This window comes from Alteribacter salitolerans, assembly GCF_016901055.1.
Taxonomy (GTDB): Bacteria; Bacillota; Bacilli; order Bacillales; family Salisediminibacteriaceae; genus Alteribacter; species Alteribacter keqinensis.
In genome coordinates this window covers 1-23,894 of sequence record NZ_JAFEUX010000014.1, presented here as the reverse complement: position 1 = coordinate 23,894, position 23,894 = coordinate 1, and the positions used below count along the sequence as shown (strand labels likewise).

Sequence of the window (23,894 nt, the reverse complement as noted above, 5' to 3'; positions counted from 1 at the left end):
ATGAAAGGAGATAAGCGATGTCATCTTTTTGAAATTAAACCAAGTATACATATGAGAATAATTAATTCAAATTATAAAAGGAGTTTTTAACAATGACCAGACAAATCATTTTAAATGCATTTGACATGACGAGTGCGATGCACAATTCTCACGGACTTTGGAAACACAAAGAAAGCAGAAGGCACCGGGAATACACGGATCCTGCTTACTGGGCGGAACTAGCCAGGCTTCTTGAGAAAGGAAAATTTGACGCTGTATTCTTCGCTGAAGTATTGGGCGTATATGATACTTACCGACAGAGCGGTTCCCCCTCCATCCGGGACGGCCTTCAAGTTCCGGCAATAGATGCATCCTACGTGGTTCCGTTTATGGCAAGTGTGACCGAGCATTTATCTTTTGCCATCACCGTGAGCACCACTTATGAACAGCCCTTTACTAACGCCAGGAAATTCTCAAGCCTTGACCATTTGACCGACGGACGCATTGCCTGGAACGTGGTCACCTCTTACCTGCCCAATGCAGCAAGGAATTTCGGCCTGAGCGACATGGTCCGCCACGACAAACGCTACACGATTGCTGACGAGTTTTTGGAAGCGTCCTATAAGCTCTGGGAAGGAAGCTGGGAGGACAATGCGGTTGTTGAAGACTCGGATAACAAGACACTTGTGGATCCAGAAAAAGTTCATCAAATTAATCACCAGGGAACGTTTTTCAATGTTGCCGGTCCCCATTTAAGTGCTCCTTCCCCTCAGCGGACGCCGGTTCTTTATCAGGCGGGCACGTCGGATAAAGGCCGGGCATTTGCCGCTAAACACGCCGAATGTATTTTTGTAGGAGGACCGACACCGGAAAAAATCAGGGAATACATTGACGATATTCGGGAGCAGGCCCGCCGGATTGGACGGAATCCTGATCACCTGAAGTTCTTCTCCTTTTTAAATGTCGTAGTTGCCCCTACCACAGAGGAAGCTGAACAAAAATTCGCTGAGTACGATCAGTTGTGGAGTGTCGATTCTGCGAAAGCCCAGTTCTCAGGAGCGAGCGGGCATGACCTGGCTTTCTACGAATCTCTGGATCAGGATCTTCCCTTTGATTTCAAAAAAACGGAACACGCTCACTACAAACAAGCAACCGTGGACCGTAATCGTGATAAGAAACCGACCATCCGCGAGGTTCTAAGCAGGTTTGAACAAATTGACCGGGAGACCTGCATTGTCGGGAACCCAAAAGAAGTAGCCGATGGAATTCAAAAACAGTTCGAAGCTTCAGGAGTGGACGGCTTTAACCTGAACCACCTTGTTTCACCTGGTGATCTTCAAGCGTTTGTTGACCTTGTTGTCCCTGAACTCCAAGCAAGAGGGCTTTATAAAACAGAATATAAAAACGGCACTCTGAGAGAAAAGATTTTTGAACACACCGATGCCGACCTGCCCGAAGATCATCCCGGCTATGCTTATAAAGTCACGAAAAAAGATCTTAAATTGAAAGGAGAGACGGTCCGATGATAAGAAAACACGCAGGTATTTTAGCCACATTCCTGGCAGGGGCAGCACTGCTGGCCGGGTGCGGCGAAGATGAAAGCGCAGGTAAAGAAAGAAAAGAACTCGTATTAGGGGGAACCGTTCCTTATACAGAGATGCTTGAATGGGCCGTTCAACCCACGTTGGAGGAGATGGGATACGATGTGCGCATTGTCGAATTCAGTGACTACGTCCAACCAAACTTGTCCTTGGACGACGGGTCTCTCGACGCCAATCTCTATCAGCATGAAGTTTATCTATCGGCTTTTACCGAAACCCGTAACATGGACTTGTCTCTTGTCATTCCTGTTCCGACAGCCCCTATCGGCATTTACTCTGAACAATACGATTCACTTGGGGAGATTGAAGAAGGAAGTACGATTGGCCTGGCCAATGATCCGACAAATCTGTCCAGGGGACTGACAGTTCTTCGCGATGCCGGCTTGATCGAAATCAGTGAAGACGCAGACCCGATACGTGCCTCACCGGCAGATGTAACCAGCAACCCTTTGAACCTGCAGTTTAAAGAAATTGAAGCCGCGAACCTGCCAAGGTCCCTCGATTCTCTTGATCTTGCGGCAGTAAACGGAAACTTCGCCCTTGCTGGAGGAATGGATCTGAACGATGCCCTGGTTGTAGATAATATGCCGCCGGAAATACAGAACCAGATTGTGGTACGGACTGAAGACCTTGACGAACAGTTTGTAGAAGACATAAAAACTGCCGTTCAATCAGACGCCTTTAAAAAAGTCATCGAAGAAGACTTTGAAGGGTTCAACCGCCCGGACTGGATGGAAGATTGATGCTGTGAGGATGGACTTTGGGCCACCTCGCTCAGGCAAACGTTAACCAGATGAGCTTTTATTATCGAATGGCTTATTTGAGGTTATTTCAACTATGGATAAAAATGAGGAGGACACCCCGATGGCAATTGCAGATACGATTCCTATTTTACGAAAAGCAGAAGAACTATCCAAAACATTCAGCGACCGGGCTGCTTACTACGATGAGAACAACCTGTTCCCAAAGGAAAACTTCAACGACTTAAAGCAAGCCGGCTTTTTAGCCCTTACCGTACCTAAGCAATACGGTGGTGAGGGCTTAACCCTCAGGCAGTTCCTTGAGTTCCAGGAGCTGATCGCGACCGGGGACGGCGCTACTGCCTTGTCCCTCGGGTGGCACCTCGGTGTAATTTTGGAAGCCGGGGAAAAACAGAACTGGCGGGGAAGGGCTTTCGAACAGTTATGCAGAAAAGTCGTAAATGACCAGATATTATTGAATCAGGCCGCTACTGAATCAATAACGGGAAGTCCTTCAAGAGGAGGGTTGCCATCTACAAGTGCGGTCAAAAAAGACGGTGGATGGGTTCTCAACGGAACAAAATCGTTCACTTCTATGGCTGTGGCACTTGATTATTCTCTTGTCACAGCCCGAATCAGCGGGACGGATACGAAAGGTACGTTTCTTGTTGATCACAGGCTTCCAGGCGTAGGCGTCAGGGAAACTTGGGACACAATCTCCATGAGAGCAACTAAAAGTGACGACCTTTACCTCGATCACGTCCATATTAAAGGGGAAGATCTCTTGTTCACACACTCTGGGAAACCTTCACCTGAAAGCTGGTATTTGCAAGTTCCCGCTGTATACTTGGGAATTGCCACTGCCGCACGAAATGAAGCGGTTTCGTTCGCACAAAGCTTCAGCCCCTCCACTCTGCCCGGGCCGATCAAAGACACACCGGAAGTCCAGCGGAAAATCGGTGAGATCGACCTGGAGCTTTTTACATGTCGCCACGTGCTCTATGGCACAGTGGATAAGTGGGAACAGAAACCGGAAAAGCGGCCTGAGTCAGCATCCGAACTTGCCGCAACAAAGTATGTAGTCACTAATAGTGCAAACCGTGTCGTGGACCTGGCTATGCGTGTCATCGGTGCCAGAAGCCTCTCAAGAACAAGCCCCCTGCAACGACATTTTCGTGATGTCCGGGCCGGGCTGCATAATCCGCCCTCGGATGATATTGTACTTGTGAATATTGGACGGAAAGGGTTGGGATAGGAGCAGGTTGGGACGGATCTTCTCCTTCCCCGGATAAGGAGACGTTTAAAAGCAAGTCGATGAACAAAAAAGCAAACTCGATCAACAACGTCCCTAATTCGACGAACAATGAGCCGTAATAAAATCAACATCTCGGTTTTACATCGCACAATACAAAAACCGCCCTGCGCATTTACTTTCAACAGGGCGGTCTAATAATTTAACGGTCTGTCTCTTTTAATTTTTCTTCAATCACTGTAGCCAGGCAATCTATGAATTCCGGCTTAGCATTCGGCATTTCCGGACGATAGTAGGACACGCCCAGTTCGTCTGTAACGACTTTACATTCGTAATCGTTATCATACAGAACCTCGAGGTGGTCGGCTACAAATCCTACAGGACAGTATACAAACGCTTCGTAGCCTTCTTTTTCATAGAGGTCACGGGTTAAATCCTGAACGTCAGGTCCAATCCAAGGATCAGGAGTATTCCCTTCACTCTGCCATCCGATCTCATAATTCTTAATTCCTGCTTTCTCAGCAATCAATCTCGCGGTTTCCTTAAGCTGATCCGGGTAAGGATCACCGTTTTGAAGAATTTTTTCCGGCAGGCTGTGTGCCGAGAAGATGACAACACTCTTTTCACGTTCAGCATCGTCCATAGAGTCCATTGTTTTTTTCACCTGATCAACCCAGTAATTGATAAACTTAGGCTCATCATACCAGCTTTCCACGCTTGAGATCACCGGGCCGTCGATTTTCTCTGATTCTTCTTTTGCACGGCCGTTATAAGATTTTACACTAAACGTGGAATAATGAGGCGCCAGCACAATACTGACCGCTTTTTTAATTCCGTCTTCTTTCATCTGATGCACTGCGTCCTCAATAAAAGGATCGATATGTTTCAGACCCTGATACGCTCTAAACTCGCAGTCACTGAAACGTTTATTCAATTCTGCTTCGAGCTTTTCTGTCTGTTCATCCGTAATTTTTGCGAGTGGAGAAATTCCGCCGATAGCTTCATAGCGCTCTGTAAGGTCATTAAGAGCCTCTTCTGAAGGCTTTCTCCCACGCCGGATATGTGTGTAATAAGGCTCTACTTCGTCTAAACTTCTAGGAGTACCGTAAGCCATTACGAGCAAACCGTATTTTTCTTTCATTGCCAACGCCTCCAACAATTAGTTTGATTTGGATAGTTTGTCTGCCGAATACTCATGGACAAAGCGGGTCAGGCGCTTTAATGTTTCCGGCTTGATTTCCGGGAATACACCGTGACCAAGGTTAAAGATAAAACCTGGCTGCTCAAGACCCTGATCCAGTACTTCACGGGCTCTTTCTTCAATAACATCCCATGGAGCAAGAAGGATCGATGGATCAAGGTTACCCTGAACGGTTTTTGTAATACCGTCTTTTCTTGCTTCAGCAATCGGGTAACGCCAGTCAAGGCCAACTACGTCAACGGGAAGATCATGCCAGTCTTTCGTCAGGTGACGGGCTCCGACACCAAATGTAATAACCGGTACATTTGTTTTTTGAATCTCTGTGAAGATCCGTTCCATTACCGGCTTAACAAACATGCGGTAGTCGTTAACATTAAGCGCACCTACCCAGGAGTCAAAGATCTGGATCGCCTGTGCACCGGCATCTACCTGTGCTTTCGTATAGGCAATAACCATATCACCGAGTTTGTCCATAAGTTTGAACCATGCTTCCGGCTGGCTGTACATCATTGCTTTTGTTTTATTATAGTTTTTGGACGGACCGCCTTCAATCATATAGCTCGACAGTGTAAACGGAGCCCCACTGAAACCAATTAATGGAACATTCAGCTGTTCACGGAGAAGTTTAATGGTCTCAAGAACGTATGGGACATCCTCTGGCGCATTAATTTCACCAAGACGCTCAACGTCTTTCATTGATTCTATCGGATTGTAAATTACCGGGCCTATACCTTTTTTAATTTCCACATCCACACCGAGAGCAGGAAGAGGAGTCATAATGTCTTTATAGAGGATCGCAGCATCGTTATCGTACTGGTCCACAGGGAGCTTCGTGACCCAGGCACAGAGTTCGGGCTGTTTCGTAATTTCTTCCAATGAATACTTCTCTTTAATTTTGCGGTATTCCGGCTGGGACCTTCCTGCCTGTCTCATATACCAGACTGGTACGTGGTCCACTTCTTCTTTTCTTGCAGCTTTTAAAAACCGATCATTAAACATAGGGAGCACCTCTCTTATGTAAGCTCTTTCGTCTATTTAGCACATTTTTAAAATTACAGTCGTTACAAATATACTAATGGTTTGACAAAAAGTACAGTTCAAGGGCTCAATTGTCATAAATTCGCTAAAGATAACCTACTTGGTCCAGTTACTTTTTGTATCGTCATACGTATTTGGTACCTGCGGCCGTTTCTTCTGTCCTGAGAGGGGGCTTCTGTAAAATAAATCTGCCCAGTCTCTGATCCGGATCGGAGCAAACGGACTCATATAGTAGTTCCCAAAACTCTTCAAACTGGAAAGGTGGATAGTAATAAAGATGAAACCGATAACAATTCCGTATAAGCCAAATCCTGCAGCAATAATCATTAACGCAAAACGAAGCATTCGAAACGTAATACTTACGTTATAGGATGGGAGTGAAAAAGATGAAATGGCTGTAAGTGCCACAACAATAATCATAATCGGGCTTACGATCCCTGCCCTGACGGCTGCATCACCGATAACAAGCCCGCCTACGATCCCGATTGTCTGACCGATCGGCTGTGGCAATCTTATCCCCGCTTCCCTTAAAAGTTCAAGGGTAAACTCCATGGCAAAGGCTTCAATAAAAGATGGAAAAGGAACACCTTCCCGGGTTCCGGCTATGGAAACAGCAAGTAATGTCGGTATCATACCCGGATGATAAGAAACCATCGCGATGTATATGGCTGGCAAAAACAGCGCAATAAACGCTGCAACATAACGGAGCAGGCGAACAAGCGTCCCGATCTGCCAACGATCATAATTATCTTCCGGTGACTTGAACAGAAATTGAAGGGTTACTGGAGCAAGAAGGGCAAACGGGGTCCCATCCAGAGACACGACAACGCCCCCGTTCATGAGCGAACTCACTGTTTTATCAGGCCGCTCTGTTCTGAGAACCTGCGGAAAGGGTGAAAGCACATTGTCTTCCACCAGCTGCTCGATATTCCCCGATTCCTCCGTATCGTCAGTGTCAACGCAGGAAAGGCGGTATCTCATTTCATCTACAAGTTTAGGGTCAACAATTCCTTTTATATACATAAGGGCAAAATCACGTTTCGACCGTCGGCCGATCTGACCAAACTGACAGACGAAATTCGGATCCCTCACACGCCGTCTTACAAGCATGACATTCGTATGAAGAACTTCATTAAATCCTTCTCTCGGCCCCCGTACAAGAATTTCACTTTGAGGTTCTGAAAGCCCCCTCTGTTCAAACTGGCGGGCATCGATAATGAAAAATGTGCGAACGCCGTCGATTGCAAGTAGTGACTGACCGCTCATAAATCCAAGAATTGCTTCGTCAATGCTTTCTGTGGTTTCAGCTTCGGCAAACAAAATGGTATCCTGCATTATTTTCTCGATAAACTTCTTGTCGTTCTTTTCTTTGGGAAGTTCTTCATTGAAGTTTATCAGAGGCCGGATTACACCTTGCTCAAGTGCGTACATGTTCGTCATTCCGTCAATCGTATATACGATCGCTCTGCGCTTTTTGGCAATCCTGAATTCCTTAACTACGACATCATCGCTTTCTGCAATGATCTTATCGAGGGTCTCTTTTGTCTCATCAAGGTTATCAGTTATCTGGATGTCATATTCATCGCTTGCTCTGACATTATCTTCATTCAGCTTTTTAAACAGTTTCTTAAACAAAGAGGCACCTCCTTTCTTAAAAAGCCTTTTCTTTCGTCATAAAGTGGCGTATCCGGGCGTCTGCTGAAATATTAATCTCTGCATCCTTAAATTGCCCGTCCGGACCGTCCCACTCATCTTTCAACTGCCGCCACAGCTCATGATCCTGAATCCTGAGCTTTTCACTGAATCCTATGAAGTCAAGATATAGTTCTCCCTGTACTTTTTCAATAAAGGCTTCTGCGTGTGAAACCATGTATTTTTCGATGGCTTCTTCCATCTCTCTGAAGTTTTCCTGAGTTATAGAATCTTCCCTTTCGATCCAGCTCTCTACCAGTGCTCCCTCCGCTTTCAGACTCACATTGTAAACAACCGGAGTATCCTCTTTACCTGCCTGCACGTCCACGGCAGCCCTCATTCTCCCTGTTTCAAATACAAACATTTCTTCCGGGTCGTCAAGGGACGTTTGTACAATTCCGTTTTTCATATCCCCTATTATTAGGTTATAGCCAACAGCCATCTCATCCGTAAGCCACCCGCAATATTCACCGTCTCCATTGAAAATCGCTCCCCCCCTTATCCAATAGGAGGTATCCTGTCTTTCAATAATTCTTGGCACCACAAAACTGCTGTTGGACAGAAGGCTGTTTGTGATGTCTGAAATGGTTGATTTCTCGATCATGTACAAGTTGCTACTATCATTTTCCACTATTCTTTGAAGAGCAAATCCAGTCATAGGATCAGGAGGCCGATCATCATACAGCACTTTGTCAGCTTCTCCTTCGACTACTAAAATCTCTGTATTCCTTCGCATTGCGTGATCTCGTATATAAAAATCAAGCGTATACTTCAGCATATTCTTTTGAACCAGATCATCATCTAGAAGAAGGACCTTCAAATGTTCAAAAGTCAGCCGACGGCTCCTGCGTGAAGGAACATTTCTGTTTGAGCTGAAGTTTGTCTTCTCCGTTGTTTTTATTGTGAAAAACGGCTTTTCACTGCTCTCTGTATTATCTGCACCGCCAGCCATCCGCCCAGGTATGGCAATTTGATAGGTTGTAGCAAGCTTATCTGTACCTCGCTCAAATTCCTCAGCATCCTCGTCCACACTGTTTACAGCTGCGGATATAACAAAGCCTATTTCTTCAATTTCCGTTCTGTCCCAACACCCCGAAAGTAACAGGAGCAACACATTAATGACGATCAGTTTTTTACCCATTCATCTCACTCCCGGGCGTAGTTTCAGATGGAGGGCCTTTAGTGGTTCGATTATTCTTTTTAACCACAGCAAACCCTGTAATCAAAAGCAGCGTAATGATTCCAATCCCCCCGTACCCGACCCAGTTGGAAACAGACAGCGTCTGCGTCAGTGAGTCAGGAGAGAAGCTGAGCATGAACGACAAGAGCCCGAAAATAAAAGCAATGGTATTGGCATTCCTTTTTGGAGTCCATTGTGAATGAAAAATATCAGAAGCAACAAACTGAAGGATTGCCATCGTATTAAAAATAGTCATGATCCACATCACAATAACGAGGGGTTCAAGGCGCTCAATCAACCCTTCCAGGACCTCTACTTCCTTTGACAATTCAATGGTCGGAAACGGAAGTATCTTTGTAGCTTCGACTGTAAGAACCCCAAACGAGAAAACGGCAACTGCAGAATAAAGAAGGACAACCACCAATACTCCTGCCAAATAAATCTTAAGAGGTTTATTCTTCTTTTGCTTTTTCCCGGTGGCATCAAGGGGGTTTACATACTTGAGGAGAAAGAAAAAGATTTCAAACCCGAGAAAAAAGTAAAATAAATGCCTGATATCAAATGCTCGGACAACTTCACTCCCTATGAAGGGCCTGAGCTCATTTACTTCAAAGTTTCCCAAGTTCATGAATACAACAATACCGAGTACCAGGATGACAAAAGGGAAATATATCAGGCTGATATGAACAATCCCTTCAATCCCCTTACTGCAGGCGTAAGTGGTTGCAAGAAGCATCATTAGAAAGATGACTTCTGAAGGTGTCTGATCGAGAAGATAAATATGGACTACATTTGCAAGAAGACGCCCTTCGATAGAAAAAAAGGAAAGAAAATAGACGAAAAAGGCCAAAGAAAATACTTTTCCAAGCCACTTCAAATGGCGGGACCGCTCAAAATAGTCAAACAGAGATTCTTTTGCAAGGCGCTTGTGAAGGATGACAATCCCCGTTACAAACAAAGCCATCAATACCCCGCAAAACAGTATGGATATCCACCCGAAAGAGCTCTCCAACACTGAAACCAAAGCTCGTGGAAGAGTCAGAATGCCTGCTCCGATGGTAAAGGAAATATGAGTCACAGATAATTCTAAAGGAGACATCGTGTATTGTTCGGATGATTGCGTCTTCATTTTTTCTCCTCCTCCTTTTTCATCTGCTCCCGAAATTTACGATTCTCTTCCTTCTGCCAAGGAAGAGAATAGGATGATGTCATTTTTCCGGAAATTTTTAACGAAGAATAACAGATAATACCGTACACAACTGCTGAAATAAGAGCTCCTCTTGCCGGAAGAAAACCTAAAAACCGATCCATCAGTTCCTGCCACATGGTTTTTTCCTTTCCATTTAACGATGATTTTTCCTTATTTTGCACAGAATCGCCGTTTTTATGAGTTACGACCAAAGAAAAAAGAGGCCGGATCATAAGGTGAAAGTCTCACCTTATGATCCGGCCTCTGAAAAATACATTCGATATTCTAACAATCTGTTTATGATGCGTCCCTGGAAAAGAGACTCCAGCTTACTTCTGTATGATTTGAAGGCGGTCCTTCAAGCTGTGTCTGAGGACTGTATGGAACGACCACATACTCATTAGTTGAGAAAGGATTCACACGTTTTACAGTAAATCGGCTTTCCCCAACGACTGTTCCTACTTCTTTCATACTGTTCCCTTCGATTTCATAAATGCGGTATTGCAGTCTTTCATCGTCACTTTTTGTCCAGTTGAGCTCAACATGAGCACCGCTCCAGCTCACGGCTATTTCGGCATTAAGGTCGTGAATATCAACAAAACGAATCGGCTCTTCAAGGTCTTCCAGTCCTTCAGGCAGTTCAAATGCAAGGTTTTCCATGATTCCTGTCTGAGCTGCTTCTGAAAGCACTGATTTAAAAAGGGTAACCGGCACAGCACTGGAGTCGGTAAGGTAATGATTTTCATTCGTATTGTCATACCCCATCCACAGAGCACCGGTGAACGCCGGTGTATAGGCCGTGAACCACAAGTCTCTCGCAGCCCCCTCTGCACCTGTAAAAGAAGTTGTCCCCGTTTTCCCCGCGAGAGCTCCGTCATATTCACCGGCCGTCGCCGTCCCTTCAGTTACGACGGCTTCCAGCATGCGGGTAAGGTGCCATGCGTTTTGTGCTGTTAACACTTCTTCACTAAAGAGGTCCGATCCCGTAACTTCTTCATCGTTACGGTCGAGTATGGTTTCGATATAGTAGGGTTCATAATACGTTCCCCCATTGGAGAAAGGAACGTATAGGGATGCCAGTTCAATCGGACTTACCCCCTGATGGAGTCCCCCCAACGCCACAGCCAGTCCATCATCATCCAGTCCAACCTGCTGTCTTTCCAAATATGCCTTCGAAGCGGATAGGCCAATCTGGTCAAGAACAGACACCGCTGGTACGTTTGCTGAATGTCTGATTGCGTCATACATACTCAGGTTTTCTGAATACTTGCCTCCTGCGTTTTGCACCGTATACCCGCTAAAGTCCACACCTTCTTTATTTTCGAGAAGACTGTACGGGGTAAACTCTCCGGTCTCAAGGGCAGGGGCATAGACACCTGGAATTTTAAAAGTCGAACCCGGCTGTCTTTTTGAATTTACCCGGTTCAGCCCCTGGCTCGTGTAATCCCGACCTCCCTGAGCAGCAATAACGCCGCCTGATTCATTATCAAGAAGGACAAAGGCTCCCTCGACTTCCTGTTCAGTCCCGCCTTCCGGAAAGAACTGATCGTCCCGGAATTGTTCATAGGACACTTTCTGCATATCTTTATCCATCGGGACGACAATGGTATAGCCTCCTCTTAATACTTCCTCCTGTGAGAGGCTGAACCGTTCCTGTGCTTCTTCCAGTACAAGGTCTACATAGGAAGCGTAGGCGGGATCCCTTGTGATTGTGTGTGTTGTCTCGGGAATGGTTTTCCCTTGAAGGCGGACCGTTTCATTTGCCGTTAAGTACCCTTGTCTTTCCATTAAGGCGAGAACAAGGTCCCTTCGCTGTTTGCTTCTTTCAGGATTGTTAATTGGTGAGTAGGCATTCGGCCCTTTCGGAAGTGCTGCCAGCAGCGCCCCCTCATCTACGGTAAGCTCACTCACATGCTTGTTAAAATACATCTCACTTGCTGCCTGAATCCCATGGGCCCCATGTCCGAAATAGATTCTGTTCAAGTACATTTCCAGAATATCTTCCTTTGAATAGCGGGACTCAAGGTTGACAGCAATGAGAACTTCCTTCGTTTTTCTCATAAATGTCTTTTCATGATCAAGGAATGTGTTTTTGGCAAGCTGCTGTGTAATTGTGCTTCCGCCTTCCACTTTGCTTCCGGCTGCAATATCACGGTATAAAGCTCGTCCGATTGCTCTGAAGTCAATACCCTGATGGCTGTAAAAACGCTGGTCTTCCACAGCTATAAAAGCTTCCTTTACATGATCGGGAATTTCTTCTTTTGTTACAAGCTGCCTGTTCTCTTCAAACAGTTTCGTAATTTCATTGCCGTTTTCATCTATAAGTACACTTGCTTCATTCATAACAAGCTTTTTATTATCGATGGCATAATATCCGTATATAAGTATGGATAAGTACATTGTCAGTCCCAGTGCAATCATGATGCAGAGCCCCATCGCCGCAAGCGTTATGGTCTTTTTGATTCTCCGTTTTCTTCTCAATGCCTCTCCCCCTTTATGTGAGATTTGGTGTTTTATAGTATTTACTGTTTTTTTATGTGTTATGAGAGCTGAATTAAGTAGTTTGTCACGGTTTATTACACCATTATATACGCGTTTTGGCTTAAAAGGTTTCATCAGGAGGATTTCAGGGAGTGTAGTAGGGGTTTTTTTAAGTAATATGAAGTTTATGGAGATTTTGTATAGGTTTATGCAGAGTTTCGGAGGATTTATGCAGAGTTTAAGGCAGGATATGCAGACTTTTGAACCGTTTATGCAGAACTTTAGAGTGTATATAAAGAATTCGTCAAAAATCGACACCTCTGCTCCTGATTACCATCTGAAACAAAGACCGCCGGTTCCCCCGGCGGCCTTCTCACTTCATTATAGTAATTTAGCACTCTCGCGGTTGAATGCCGGGAGATCATCAGGTGTCCGGCTCGTAACCAGATTGCCGCAAACGACTACTTCTTCATCAAAGACATTGGCTCCTGCAAGCTTCAGATCCACTTGTATCGATTTAAAACCGGTTACTTTTCTTCCTTTGAGTACATCGGCTGTAATCAGAAGCTGCGGGCCGTGACATATAGCAAAAATCGGTTTGTCATTGAGAACAAAATGCTTTGCAAAAGTAACAAAGCGATCATCAGCTCTTAAGATATCCGGGGAAAAACCTCCTGGTATAAACAGAGCGTCATAATCGTTTGGGTTTGCATCTTCAATGGCTATGTCCGCAGACACCTTTACTTCCCCATTCTTCCCTTCAAAGCTTTTCCCCGCTTCAGGACCAATCACAATGATCTCATGACCGCCTTTTTCATACTCCTCTGCCGGTGAGGTATACTCGGAATCTTCAAACATACTTGTAAGTACACAGGCAATTTTACTCATTCTCACTTCACCCTTTCTTCTTAAATCATAGTCACGGTTTACCCTCTCAGTTACGCACCAAAACATTCCTTGGTAATTCCAACAATCCTGTGACAAGGTTTATTAATGATTGTAAAAAGAATATAATGAGATAGGATAAACAGGAAATTCACCTTGACGGAGGTTTGGCATGACTATAAATGAAGTTAGTTTTCTATCGATGTGGATTGCGCTTTTTGCAGGAGTTATTTCGTTTCTTTCTCCTTGTGTATTTCCACTCGTTCCCGCTTTTCTCGCCCAGCTCACCGGAGCGAATATAAATAATAACGAAATTGCAGCAGACCGGAAGTTAATCCTCTCCAGAAGTATTGGTTTCATCATCGGGTTTACGTCCATCTTCCTTGTGCTCGGTGCTTCTTCTACATTCGTGGGCCGGATCTTCATCCAGAATATGACTCTTTTAGAACAGCTGGGGGGCATCGTAATTGTCCTCTTCGGTCTTCAGCTTACAGGCGTATTCAGCTTTTCTTTCCTTATGAAAGAAAAGAGGTTTCACCAGCCGAAGAAGGCCGCAAGTTTTCTGAGATCCATTTCTTTCGGGCTTGTTTTTGCAGCAGCCTGGTCACCTTGTATCGGACTTGTGCTCGGATCTATCCTTGCCCTCGCTTCTTCAAGCAGCACAATGTGGGGTGGAATGACACTGCTTCTTATTTATTCAATTGGATTAGGCATTCCATTTTTACTGGCAGGTCTGTTATACTCTAAGTCATTAAACAAAATGCGAAATGTGAACCGCTATTTGCCTGTTATACAAAAATCGAGCGGAGTTGTTATGATTATCCTCGGAATTATGCTCTTCACAGGCCTGTTCAACCGCATTTCTGCGTACCTTGCAAACTATATTCCTTTTGGTATTTAAGTAAACTGCCTCTGTCCAAAAGACAGAGGTGTTTTCATACCTTATTTTTTCTGAACATTCTAAATTGAGAAAGGGGATTTTTAATCAATGAAAGAAATATTTCAGGCACTTGAAAACCAATTTGATGAAATGGTGGAGATCCGCCGCCATTTACACAAATACCCGGAGCTTTCCTTTGAGGAAGTAAAAACCCCGCACTACATTGCAAATTATCATGAAAAACTCGGTTTGGAAGTACAGACAAAAGTCGGCGGACGCGGGGTCGTTGCAACATTAAAAGGAGCTCACCCCGGCCCTGTTGTCGCTCTTCGCGCTGACTTTGATGCCCTCCCGATTGAAGATGCAAAAGATGTGGAATACCGGTCAACTGTCCCTGGCGTTATGCATGCCTGTGGTCATGACGGTCATACGGCAACCCTTCTCGTACTTGCTAAAGTGCTGTCCTCACAACAAAATGAACTCCATGGTACGATCAAATTTATTCATCAGCACGCTGAAGAGCAGGCTCCAGGCGGCGCCATTGCCATGATAGAAGACGGCTGCATGGAAGGTGTTGATGTTGTTTTCGGAACCCACCTGTGGGCCACTGAAGAAATCGGAAAGATTCAGTATAACGAAGGGGCGTTAATGGCAGCAGCTGACCGGTTCGAGCTTACCATTCAAGGAAAAGGCGGTCATGGCGCACAGCCCCATGATACGAAAGATTCTATTGTCATTGGTTCCCAGCTCGTACAATCCCTGCAGCAGATTGTAAGCAGACGGATTGATCCATTATATCCTGCTGTCGTGAGTGTCGGGTCTTTTGAAGCTAAAAATGCATTCAACGTTATTGCAGATTCCGCGAAACTTATCGGAACTGTCCGTACTTTTGATGCAAACGTCCAGGAGCAGATACAGGAAGAAATAAAGAAAATTGCTGAAGGGACTGCTCTGAGCACCGGTGCTGATATCTCTTTTCACTATGCTAAAGGATACCCTGCACTGATTAATCATAAAGATGAGGCCCGTCTGGCGGCACAGGTATTACAATCTGTTGATGAAGTCACTGAAGTGGAGCATGCCAAACCGCAAATGGGCGGCGAGGATTTCAGCTACTACCTTCACCACGCAAAGGGAGCTTTTTTCTTTACCGGCGCCAAGCATCCTGATACGGAAAACCCGTACCCTCATCACCACCCTAAGTTCGATTTCGATGAGAGGGCAATGGTAATTGCAGCGAAGTCACTTGCTACACTTGCTTTTCATTATGTAGGGGCTGACAAAAAAGCCGTGAATGTATAAGCCCCTCTTCATTTTCAACAGTACTCGTTCTGATTTGCCCTATAGATGTGATACTACTATTATGCTTTCGCTTTCCACGGAGCTCGCTTCTTTTGAAAGGAAACACTAATTAAGGAGTAAAAAATCAACTTCAGGGTTTAAAAGAGCCAATTAAAAAGGCAGCATCCTCAGGTGACGTATCACCTCTGGATGCTGCCTTTGATGCTTTATTGGAGCTTTCCATTTAACAGCCATCTTTTCCTGTATGCATGCTGTGCGTTATCAGCGAGCAGGTCCAGAAAATGATAGTTTGCCCAGGCACCTGCAATGGCTCCGAATCCCGGTATGAGCTGAAGCGTTTTTGGCAGGTCAATAAAATCTCTGTATTCAAGCTGAAACGTCTTCCAGTCCAGAGCCTGATAGGATTTCCCTCCCACCTGGAGTTTCTCTGCTTCTTCTTCCCAGTTCAAAAGCCGTTCATAGCATTGTATTCGCGACTTTTCTTTTGAAAACGCCAGCTGAAAGACATGAAGCAGATAAAGCCGCTCGCCATAGTCGTTTACGTCGTAACCGTAAATTTTTGCTGCATCAAATAAAAATTTCATCTTAATACTTAACAAAAGTGGAAAATCGGCTAAGCCAAGCAGAATCCCCCCTGCCCCTGTTCCGGCTCCCTCAACTGCAGCTGTTCTTTTATACATTGTTTTTCGTTCTTCAAGAATAGCCTCACGCTCTTTCAAACTGCCCCAAGTTACGAGCTTCTGATCAGAAAGATAAGAAGAACCAGTCAAGGCGGCCCGGATCATATGTCTGATACTCTCTGAAACAGTCTGGTGAATTTTTTCCGGAATTTTATTATTCACTTTCCCCTGCCATTTTCTGGCCAGCGCTTGCGGCATGGAAGGCTTGCGGTAGATTTTTCTCTCAAACCGGTCCATCTCGCGGGTAACCTGATCAATGTAGGACATATGGGGTCCGGCTCCTTTCCAAGAGATTCAATCCTCTTAACTGACTAAACGCACACTACTGCACCGCATCCTGCTGCTTTTTCAACAGAACGTTTGGATACAGAAATGCCAGTAATCCCGTTGCAATAAGTACAGGAACCGCTTCTTTAGGACCGTGGGCAGCCATGGTTACACCGAAGAATACAATAACCTGAAAAGCGAGTAGAATATTCATCAGCGTAACATGCGCCCGGCTCTTATTCTTAATGGCTGCAGGATAGAGATCGATCATCTGGTTTGTTTTAAAGTGCGCTTTTAATGTTTTGAGCTGAATCCCCGTCATATAAATAAATAGGACGCCTATCAGCCAGATTCCCCACGAAAGTGTCACAATGGACAGGAACAGGCTGCCGAGGAGCGTTAGCCTGACAAAAATGCCGAAGTAGTCATTCGAGCGCACAAACGACCTGCTGTACATATAAAGATACGTATTCTTTTGATTATATTTAATACCCCCAAAAAGAGCATTAAGATAAGCCCGGGGACGAATCGTCTTCTTAAGCTGCGGGACATCTGTAAAGGAATTTGCAACTCTGTAAAATGTCATCACAGTCCGGTCCTCAATTTCTGCAAGACGGTCCCATTTGACAGCGTGAGTCTTATTCACTTTATTAAAGTAAAGAACATACAGGACAATCAGGGTTCCGGCAAGTCCAGCCACAATCCATACAGGCTGGAAAGAAAATAAAGCTACAACAGCGCTGAAATTAATCACCGTCCGCAACAGTGTATGAATGATCACCTTTCCGGATTCCTGAAATCTTTGTTCTTCAAATCCTGTGGCCAGGTTCCAGAGTTTGAGTCCGCTCAGCAAAAGGAGAAGCGTAAGCAGGAGGGCCCCCGAATCTGAAAGCCGGTGAAAGAAGAGAGGCGCAAGAATCAGCATAGGCAAAGCAAGCCAGAAGGTTTCCATCATCCAGCTGTAAAGAATGGAAGACCTGAAATAAGGCTTCATTCTGCTTTCCAGCGGCGGCAGGTAGACAAGGTCAGCATCTCTTACAAATGTTCGGACCCGTCCTCTCGTTACAAGCCATGTGAATAACAGAATAAATACCCATACAACAGGAAAGTCCTCAGGCAGCCACATAAGGAATTCTCCGTAATAATAGCTTCCGAAAATAAACAGAAGGTAAATCGTAAACAAAAATCCACTGTTACCTATGAGCCTTAAGTATTTTATTGCCATTCCCCAATATTCTGCACGCCGGCTGCTCCACAGCTCCTGTACATTATTCATGGCGGCCTTCCTCGGTCACAGCAACATAGATATCATCAAGATCGGCTCCGGGAAGGTTCAGCTGCTCTCTCAGCTCTTCCATCGTCCCTTTCACAACGATCCGCCCCTCGTGAAGCAAGATAAAGCGGTCACAGTATTTTTCGGCAGTAGCAAGAATATGAGTGCTCATTAAAATGCCGCACCCTTTCTCCTTCATGTCCGTCATATGGTCCAAAAAGGATTTGATCCCTAAAGGATCAAGCCCTACAAACGGTTCGTCAGCTACGTACAGTTTCGGGTTTACCAGAAAAGCACACATGATCATGACCTTTTGGCGCATTCCTTTGGAAAAATGACTGGGGAACCAGCGGATCATTTTCTCCATCCGGAATTCTTTTAACAGCCTGTCCGCTCTTTCCTTGAACGCCTTCTCTTCAATCCCGTAAGCCATGGCTGTCAGCTCAAGATGCTCCCATAATGTCAGTTCTTCATAAAGAAGAGGAGTCTCGGGTATGTATGCCATCCGGCTTCGGTATTCTTCCATGTTCTCTGCCATTGTCTTACCCTGAATCCGAACTTCTCCTTTATGGGGTTCCATCAACCCCAGAATGTGTTTGATTGTCGTACTCTTGCCTGCTCCGTTCAACCCGATAAGCCCCACAATTTCATGGGGACGTATGTTGAAATTTATATCATGTAAAACCGGCTTACTTTTTTGATATCCGCCTGTAAGCCCTGAAACTTCCATCACTTTTTCCATGACCAGTCTCCTTTAATTATTCGATCTGTTCTATCCTTTACTATATCGAAACTGAACCTTCGAGAAAAGCATTTACCTGAAAAGAGATTCCGCCACAGGTGCAGGAGCAGTCCCTTCTTCTCCATTCTGTTCTAATAGTCCCATAACCATAACTACAATCATGAGCACAATCCATGCAATAAAATAAGGAGAGATAAAATCCCTGACCATTCCCGCAACGAAAGGGCTTGTAATTGTACCCAGGGAAAAAATAGCTGAAAGTAATGCAAACCCTCTCCCTCTTGCCTCTTCCCGGATCCTTTCGGTTAACATTGTCATCATAGCCGGAAAGACAATGCCTGTACCCGCACCGAACAGAAGGAGGGGCCCCGCAACCGGGATGTGACTCGTATAAAATAAAATCCAGCCGAAACTTATGCACATCATGGCCAGACCAAGAAATATACGTACATAGGGACTAATCCAGTGAATAAAAAACAAAGCGAGAGAAATAAGGGTCCCGGCCCCGACCATACTTACAAGAATTCCTACATCCCCTTTTGAAAAATCCGTTTCCACTGACAAAAAAGGCAGCTCAAACATAAGTGTTCCTTGTGCATACATGATGCCAAAGGCTGTTATATAAACCGGAAACAGCCTTAATTGAATCAGTGACTGGTAGCTGGGCTCCTTCCTATACGACCTGATAATCAGATTGGACTGTATTGTCCTCCCAGCAAGGAAGTAAGCCGCAATCATCACAAATGAAATCGCCACGAATGTCCACGATGCCCCGAACCATTCACCGATTTTTCCCCCTATGAAAGGTGCAACCGCCATGGCAACAGTCACCATAAGCGTGTTGACGGCCATGTTTTTACTCTGCTCTCTTCTATTGTCAGCAAATGACGATAAAAGTGTCATACATGCAGGAGTAAGAAAAGCGAGAAGAAAACCGTTTATCATCCGGAGAATAAACAAATGCGTTACATCAGCCACAAAAAAATGAAGAGCTAAAGATACTGCCAGGAGCAGTAAAGGTATAATGATGAACCTCCTTGGTCCCGCTCTGTCTATAAAAATACCGGCAATCAGATTGCCTCCCAAATTAACAAAAGAAGTAGCACCAAGCATAAGACCGATCATGAAACTCGTAGCCCCCAGGCTGACGGCGAACGGGGTTAAAACCGGAAACTGCATATGCATACTTGTAAAAATTAAAAAAAGGAGCAAAAAGAGTGCCAGCTTCTGTTTCGTTTTCGATAAAGTCATATTCCCCACACAAATCTCCCCCCAATTCCAAATCTATGAATCAGATCACTCACTTAGACATGCCCTTTTTGGTTTGTCCCTTTTCTGTGTTAAAATAATCTCAATCTGTACATACACACCTGAGATCAGTCCCAGAAACGGATCAGATCATTATCTTTGAAAGGATGAGAGATATGCCTCACACAGTTGACGATTGTATCTTCTGTAAGATTATCCGGGGAGAGATTCCTGCAGCAAAAGTGTACGAGGATGAGAATGCAGTTGCTTTTTTTGATATCAGTCAGGTTACAAAAGGGCACACACTTGTCATTCCCAAAAATCATGTAGAAAACATTTTTGAAATGGAAGCAGAAACGTCAAGCACCCTGTTTGCAACAGTCCCTAAAATTGCTAATGCACTTAAAGCGGAATTTGAGCCTGCCGGACTGAACATTCTTAATAACAATGGAAAACAGGCGGGACAGTCTGTCTTCCATTACCACCTTCACTTGATTCCCCGCTACGGAAAAGGAGACGGGTTTGGTGCTGTGTGGAAAGAACACGGAAGTGAATACTCCCAGGAGAAGCTTGTCGATATGGCAGGGAAAGTGAAACAGCGCGTAGATCTTTCCTGATAGTCAAAGAAGGTTCTGTGCGTGATTGCACGGGACCTTTTTGTAAACCTCTATCTAAAAATTGACCTGCGGAAAGCGGATTTTACCCAAGTTTCATCAACATTAACCATGTTTTGAGAACTCTGTTTCCGGAAATATAGTTGCTTTTACACAAGAAATCATGAAGCCGAAGTGCCCGAGACTCCTGTTGCTGCGGGGGCTGGACAAAACCCCGCAGGACGAAGCCCGAGGAGGCTTGCCAGTACTGCCACAGAATACCTATCTTCATTTTTTTCACCATGGTGCGTGAAAAAGAGTAAAAAGCCTATGAAAAGAACCATAAAAAACCACATGGAAACTGACTGTTGATTAAAGGATTTATCATAATTATGAAGAATCACATATCGAGAGAGATCAATGAGCGAGGGAGAGTGTTAGTATGTATAATTTTAACCCGGGGCCTGCTGCCCTGCCTGCAGAAGTCAAAAGAAGAGCAAAGGAAGAAGGCTTCTCACCTGATTTGGCTGTCATGGAAATGAGCCACCGGTCCAAAGAATATGAGGATATTCATTTCGGAACAAAAGAAAAGATAAAGAAACTGCTCTCCGTGCCGGACAGTTATGATATTTTATTCCTTCAGGGTGGTGCAAGTCTTCAGTTCGCCATGCTTCCTATGAACTTTTTAACACCTGGTAAAAAAGCAGGATATGTTCTCACAGGAGCCTGGTCCGAGAAAGCATTGGAGGAAGCCAGCAGATGCGGAGATACATACGTTTATGCGAGCAGCGCTGATAATCAGTACCGGTCCATTCCCCATATACATACGTGGGAGCCTGAAGACAACACCGCATACCTTCACCTTACATCAAACAACACCATCTACGGCACACAGTGGTACAGCCTACCTGAGCACCACCATGATTTTCCTGTATGCGTTGATGCGTCCAGTGATATATTCAGCCGGCCCGTTAACTGGTCAAAAGTTGACCTCATGTATGCGGGAGCACAGAAAAACGCAGGTCCTTCAGGCGTAACCGTTGTTATCGTCAAAAAAGCCTGGCTTGAGGAAGCCGAAACCGGTATTCCAAAAATTCTTCAATACTCGACCCATCAGAAAAAAGACTCTCTTTATCATACTCCTCCCACCTTCTCCATTTTTACTATGGGGTTAATGATGGACTGGCTCGAAAAGCAGGGAGGCGTGGAAAAAATCTATGAAACGAACGCGCAAAAAGCAAGTTCCCTATACAAAATGATGGATGAATCGGATCATTTCTATCAGCCTCACGCTGATACACTGAGCCGATCCACAATGAATATCACGTTCAGGCTGCCATCTGTTGAATTGGAGCAGGAGTTTTTATCCCACGCACAAAAAGAAGGATTTATTGGGCTTAAAGGACACCGTTCGATTGGCGGATGCAGAATTTCTCTTTACAACGCTGTTACACTTCAATCCGCCAACGCATTGCATGACTTCATGATCAGCTTTCGTCAAAACCATTCCTGTTAGATAAAATTATAATAGGAATGTATTTACTCCCTTATCATATATCAAGTTTGAAAATCAGCCTTTTTTAAATGACGGTTATACACCCAGCCGGATGGTACAGCACAATCCGGTTGGGTCTTTTGTTAGAAATTTGCCATACTGTCCACCACAGCAGTGCCTAAGGCCATACAAACGCTGTTTTATTATCCCCGCCCCAGTCCGTCGGGGATAATTTTCAGAAAATACAGATACGGTATTGTTAAACAGTTTTCCTCTATGTTATGATTTAGATATCATTTTCCTAAAAAAATAATGAATTTTTAGAAAATAACTATTTTCTTATGGATTTTCTTGAAGATGGAGGGGAATTATGGATACTGAAGTATCACAATCCATTAAACAGTCCATCATGTTCAGTCATAAAGTGGCTCAATTAAGCAAAGCACTTTGGAAGTCGATTGAAAAGGACTGGCAGGCATGGATTAAACCTTATGAATTGAATATTAATGAGCACCACATCCTGTTAATTTCATACCAACTGGAAGGCGCCTCCATATCGGACATTGCAAAATTCGGTGTGATGCATGTATCTACAGCCTTTAATTTTTCCAAGAAGTTGGAAGAAAGAGGACTGCTTACATTTTCAAAGCGTCAGAATGACAAAAGAAACACGTATGTCTTCCTGACAGATGATGGAGAAGAGCTTCTCCTCAAAACACTGGAAAACTACAATCCCGAAAGCTACGGGGTATACAGCGGATCTCTGCCAATTAAAGAGTTATACGGAAAATTCCCGGAATTTTCTGAGATTACAAGCATCGTTAAGCATATTTACGGTCCCGATTTTATGGCGATCTTTGAGAAATCACTTTCAAAAATCGAAAGTGACTTTACTGAAGTTGATGGTAAACTCGCTCCTGTAGAAAAAAACGGTGAAGCTGCTGTTAAACATCAGAGTACATCCACATAACCAACGACTAATTATACTTATCCGGATATCCGAACCGCTCCTTTTACAGGAGCGGTTTTTACTGTTTTAAGAAGTAACCTGCGCTTTACAAAAATCAAGTGATATTTTTTTAAAAAACCCCTTGATTTTCTTTGCTCCAGGGCTTAAATTACTAGAGTAACATCAAGAGGAGGTGAGCAGATGAATTGCTGGAAAACAGTATCGATCACGCAGGACATTGGCCGTTTCAGACTATGGATCTTATCAGGTATGATGATGCTTTTTTATTTCCTGCTGTATTTTCTTGTTTTTAAAACGTTTATTACTGAAGTGCCTTTAGTGGACTACGGTGCCCCGGTTCTTATTCTTTGTCTGGGAGCCGTGATTCCCCTTCACATGGTTCTTCACTGCATTCCTGTTTGGATGCTTGGGAAAAAAGCCATTATGGGAATCAGAATGAACGAATGGCCTTTTTTATACTTCGCTGTTAAACAGCCACTGCCTAAGCGGGTATCGATTTTAGCAATCTGCTCCCCGGCGGTTTTTATTACAGCCGGTGCGATTATGGTATCCATTCTTTTTCCGCACCTGCTTCATTACGCAGCACTTATGTCTGCGTTTAATATCGGGATATGTATGCACGACTTTCTGTATTTCAAACACATCCGGAAAGCACCGCGTCATTCATTTGTAGAAGAATACAATGATGGCTTTCACATCCTTTGTGAGAACCCTGCACTGACGGACAAAAAAGCCTCGTAACCTGAGTTACGAGGCTTTGACTTTGCCTTAATTATTCGCTCTTTTCATCAGCCTATTCTAAAAATAGAATTAGGAAGAATATAATAACCATTCATTAACATTCAGCTTGGTTGAACAGTATACACTCCGTTTCCGCGGACTCGCACATTACTCAGTCAAAAAAGAAACCATTCCTTTTTTCATGCGCCATGATGTAAATAAATTAGAATGGGCGTCTGTTTTCGTAAAGATTGTTGCTTTTACTGACAAAGGTAATAAAGCCGAAGTGCCTGAGACTCCCTCGGGAAAAGTTGATGTACCAGGGGTTAAGATCCCTTCTAGTTCTTTTAAAAAAATTATTTATTGAGGTGGTGATCCAATACTCTTCTTACCTTTTCTAATTTTAGAAAAGAAAGGGAGTGAGATTGACGCGTCGCGGTAGGAGATTGGAAATCATCTCCTTATTCCGATATAGGCACATAGGAT

The 23,894-nt window shown here is 44.4% G+C and carries 21 protein-coding genes; 9 read left to right on the top strand and 12 right to left on the bottom strand.

Features of this window, described 5'->3' with window-relative positions; all coding sequences use genetic code 11:
• Positions 1–92 precede the first annotated feature (92 nt).
• From JSY36_RS18850 to JSY36_RS18840, 3 genes are all read left to right on the top strand, one after another.
• On the top strand, positions 93–1,505 hold the full coding sequence (locus JSY36_RS18850) for an LLM class flavin-dependent oxidoreductase (protein WP_205167560.1): 1,413 nt from the start codon (positions 93–95) through the stop codon (positions 1,503–1,505).
• On the top strand, positions 1,502–2,323 hold the full coding sequence (locus tag JSY36_RS18845; RefSeq protein ID WP_122896253.1) for a MetQ/NlpA family ABC transporter substrate-binding protein: 822 nt from the start codon (positions 1,502–1,504) through the stop codon (positions 2,321–2,323). Before JSY36_RS18850 ends, JSY36_RS18845 begins: the two co-directional genes overlap by 4 nt.
• Before the next feature lie 121 nt (positions 2,324–2,444).
• Positions 2,445–3,575, top strand: a complete 1,131-nt coding sequence (locus JSY36_RS18840; protein ID WP_205167559.1) for an acyl-CoA dehydrogenase family protein — start codon at positions 2,445–2,447, stop codon at positions 3,573–3,575.
• A gap of 199 nt (positions 3,576–3,774) precedes the next feature.
• On the opposite strand, the gene hemH is transcribed toward JSY36_RS18840, so the two are convergent.
• The 8 genes from hemH to JSY36_RS18800 all read right to left on the bottom strand — a co-directional run bounded on the left by hemH (position 3,775) and on the right by JSY36_RS18800 (position 13,241).
• The gene (hemH, locus tag JSY36_RS18835) at positions 3,775–4,713 is read right to left on the bottom strand and encodes a ferrochelatase (protein ID WP_205167558.1); all 939 of its coding nucleotides are present in this window, start codon (positions 4,711–4,713) and stop codon (positions 3,775–3,777) included.
• 18 nt (positions 4,714–4,731) lie between these two features.
• Positions 4,732–5,772 (bottom strand): uroporphyrinogen decarboxylase, encoded by a 1,041-nt coding sequence (gene hemE / locus JSY36_RS18830; protein WP_205167557.1) that lies wholly within the window; start codon positions 5,770–5,772, stop codon positions 4,732–4,734.
• A gap of 135 nt (positions 5,773–5,907) precedes the next feature.
• Positions 5,908–7,446 (bottom strand): spore germination protein, encoded by a 1,539-nt coding sequence (locus JSY36_RS18825; RefSeq protein ID WP_205167556.1) that lies wholly within the window; start codon positions 7,444–7,446, stop codon positions 5,908–5,910.
• A 16-nt stretch (positions 7,447–7,462) separates the two neighbouring features.
• Positions 7,463–8,644, bottom strand: a complete 1,182-nt coding sequence (locus tag JSY36_RS18820; RefSeq protein WP_205167555.1) for a Ger(x)C family spore germination protein — start codon at positions 8,642–8,644, stop codon at positions 7,463–7,465.
• Positions 8,637–9,812 (bottom strand): GerAB/ArcD/ProY family transporter, encoded by a 1,176-nt coding sequence (locus JSY36_RS18815; protein WP_205167554.1) that lies wholly within the window; start codon positions 9,810–9,812, stop codon positions 8,637–8,639. Before JSY36_RS18815 ends, JSY36_RS18820 begins: the two co-directional genes overlap by 8 nt.
• Positions 9,809–9,994, bottom strand: a complete 186-nt coding sequence (locus tag JSY36_RS18810) for a hypothetical protein (protein WP_205167553.1) — start codon at positions 9,992–9,994, stop codon at positions 9,809–9,811. The genes JSY36_RS18815 and JSY36_RS18810 overlap by 4 nt, the downstream gene beginning before the upstream one ends.
• Positions 9,995–10,169: 175 nt before the next feature.
• A complete protein-coding gene (locus JSY36_RS18805; RefSeq protein ID WP_236785172.1) occupies positions 10,170–12,353 on the bottom strand; it encodes a PBP1A family penicillin-binding protein in 2,184 nt (727 codons plus the stop codon).
• Positions 12,354–12,734: 381 nt separating this feature from the next.
• Positions 12,735–13,241 carry a type 1 glutamine amidotransferase domain-containing protein gene (locus JSY36_RS18800; protein WP_205167552.1) on the bottom strand — a complete coding sequence of 169 codons (507 nt, stop codon included), beginning with the start codon at positions 13,239–13,241 and terminating at the stop codon, positions 12,735–12,737.
• A gap of 169 nt (positions 13,242–13,410) precedes the next feature.
• Between JSY36_RS18800 and JSY36_RS18795 the strand changes: the two genes are divergently transcribed.
• Both JSY36_RS18795 and JSY36_RS18790 read left to right on the top strand, forming a co-directional pair.
• Entirely contained in the window at positions 13,411–14,139 is a 729-nt protein-coding gene (locus JSY36_RS18795) for a cytochrome c biogenesis CcdA family protein (RefSeq protein WP_122896245.1), read from the top strand.
• An 87-nt stretch (positions 14,140–14,226) separates the two neighbouring features.
• Positions 14,227–15,420 carry a M20 metallopeptidase family protein gene (locus tag JSY36_RS18790; RefSeq protein WP_205167551.1) on the top strand — a complete coding sequence of 398 codons (1,194 nt, stop codon included), beginning with the start codon at positions 14,227–14,229 and terminating at the stop codon, positions 15,418–15,420.
• Between the two features lie 206 nt (positions 15,421–15,626).
• Here the strand turns inward: JSY36_RS18790 and JSY36_RS18785 are convergent, their stop codons facing one another.
• From JSY36_RS18785 to JSY36_RS18770, 4 genes are all read right to left on the bottom strand, one after another.
• On the bottom strand, positions 15,627–16,367 hold the full coding sequence (locus JSY36_RS18785; protein WP_205167550.1) for an EcsC family protein: 741 nt from the start codon (positions 16,365–16,367) through the stop codon (positions 15,627–15,629).
• Between the two features lie 55 nt (positions 16,368–16,422).
• Positions 16,423–17,643, bottom strand: coding sequence for an ABC transporter permease (locus JSY36_RS18780; RefSeq protein WP_205167549.1), 1,221 nt, complete (start codon positions 17,641–17,643; stop codon positions 16,423–16,425).
• Complete coding sequence (locus tag JSY36_RS18775; protein WP_122896241.1) at positions 17,636–18,382, bottom strand: ABC transporter ATP-binding protein; 747 nt, start codon at positions 18,380–18,382, stop codon at positions 17,636–17,638. The genes JSY36_RS18780 and JSY36_RS18775 overlap by 8 nt, the downstream gene beginning before the upstream one ends.
• A 72-nt stretch (positions 18,383–18,454) precedes the next feature.
• The gene (locus JSY36_RS18770) at positions 18,455–19,633 is read right to left on the bottom strand and encodes an MFS transporter (protein ID WP_236785178.1); all 1,179 of its coding nucleotides are present in this window, start codon (positions 19,631–19,633) and stop codon (positions 18,455–18,457) included.
• 173 nt (positions 19,634–19,806) lie between these two features.
• Here JSY36_RS18770 and JSY36_RS18765 point away from each other — a divergent pair, with 173 nt between their 5' ends.
• The 4 genes from JSY36_RS18765 to JSY36_RS18750 all read left to right on the top strand — a co-directional run bounded on the left by JSY36_RS18765 (position 19,807) and on the right by JSY36_RS18750 (position 23,429).
• Positions 19,807–20,247, top strand: a complete 441-nt coding sequence (locus JSY36_RS18765) for an HIT family protein (protein ID WP_205167547.1) — start codon at positions 19,807–19,809, stop codon at positions 20,245–20,247.
• Positions 20,248–20,665: 418 nt separating this feature from the next.
• Positions 20,666–21,739, top strand: a complete 1,074-nt coding sequence (gene serC / locus JSY36_RS18760) for a 3-phosphoserine/phosphohydroxythreonine transaminase (RefSeq protein ID WP_205167546.1) — start codon at positions 20,666–20,668, stop codon at positions 21,737–21,739.
• A 349-nt stretch (positions 21,740–22,088) separates the two neighbouring features.
• The gene (locus JSY36_RS18755; RefSeq protein ID WP_122896236.1) at positions 22,089–22,688 is read left to right on the top strand and encodes an HTH-type transcriptional regulator Hpr; all 600 of its coding nucleotides are present in this window, start codon (positions 22,089–22,091) and stop codon (positions 22,686–22,688) included.
• A 180-nt stretch (positions 22,689–22,868) separates the two neighbouring features.
• Entirely contained in the window at positions 22,869–23,429 is a 561-nt protein-coding gene (locus tag JSY36_RS18750; RefSeq protein WP_122896235.1) for a DUF3267 domain-containing protein, read from the top strand.
• The last annotated feature ends 465 nt before the right edge of the window (positions 23,430–23,894 follow it).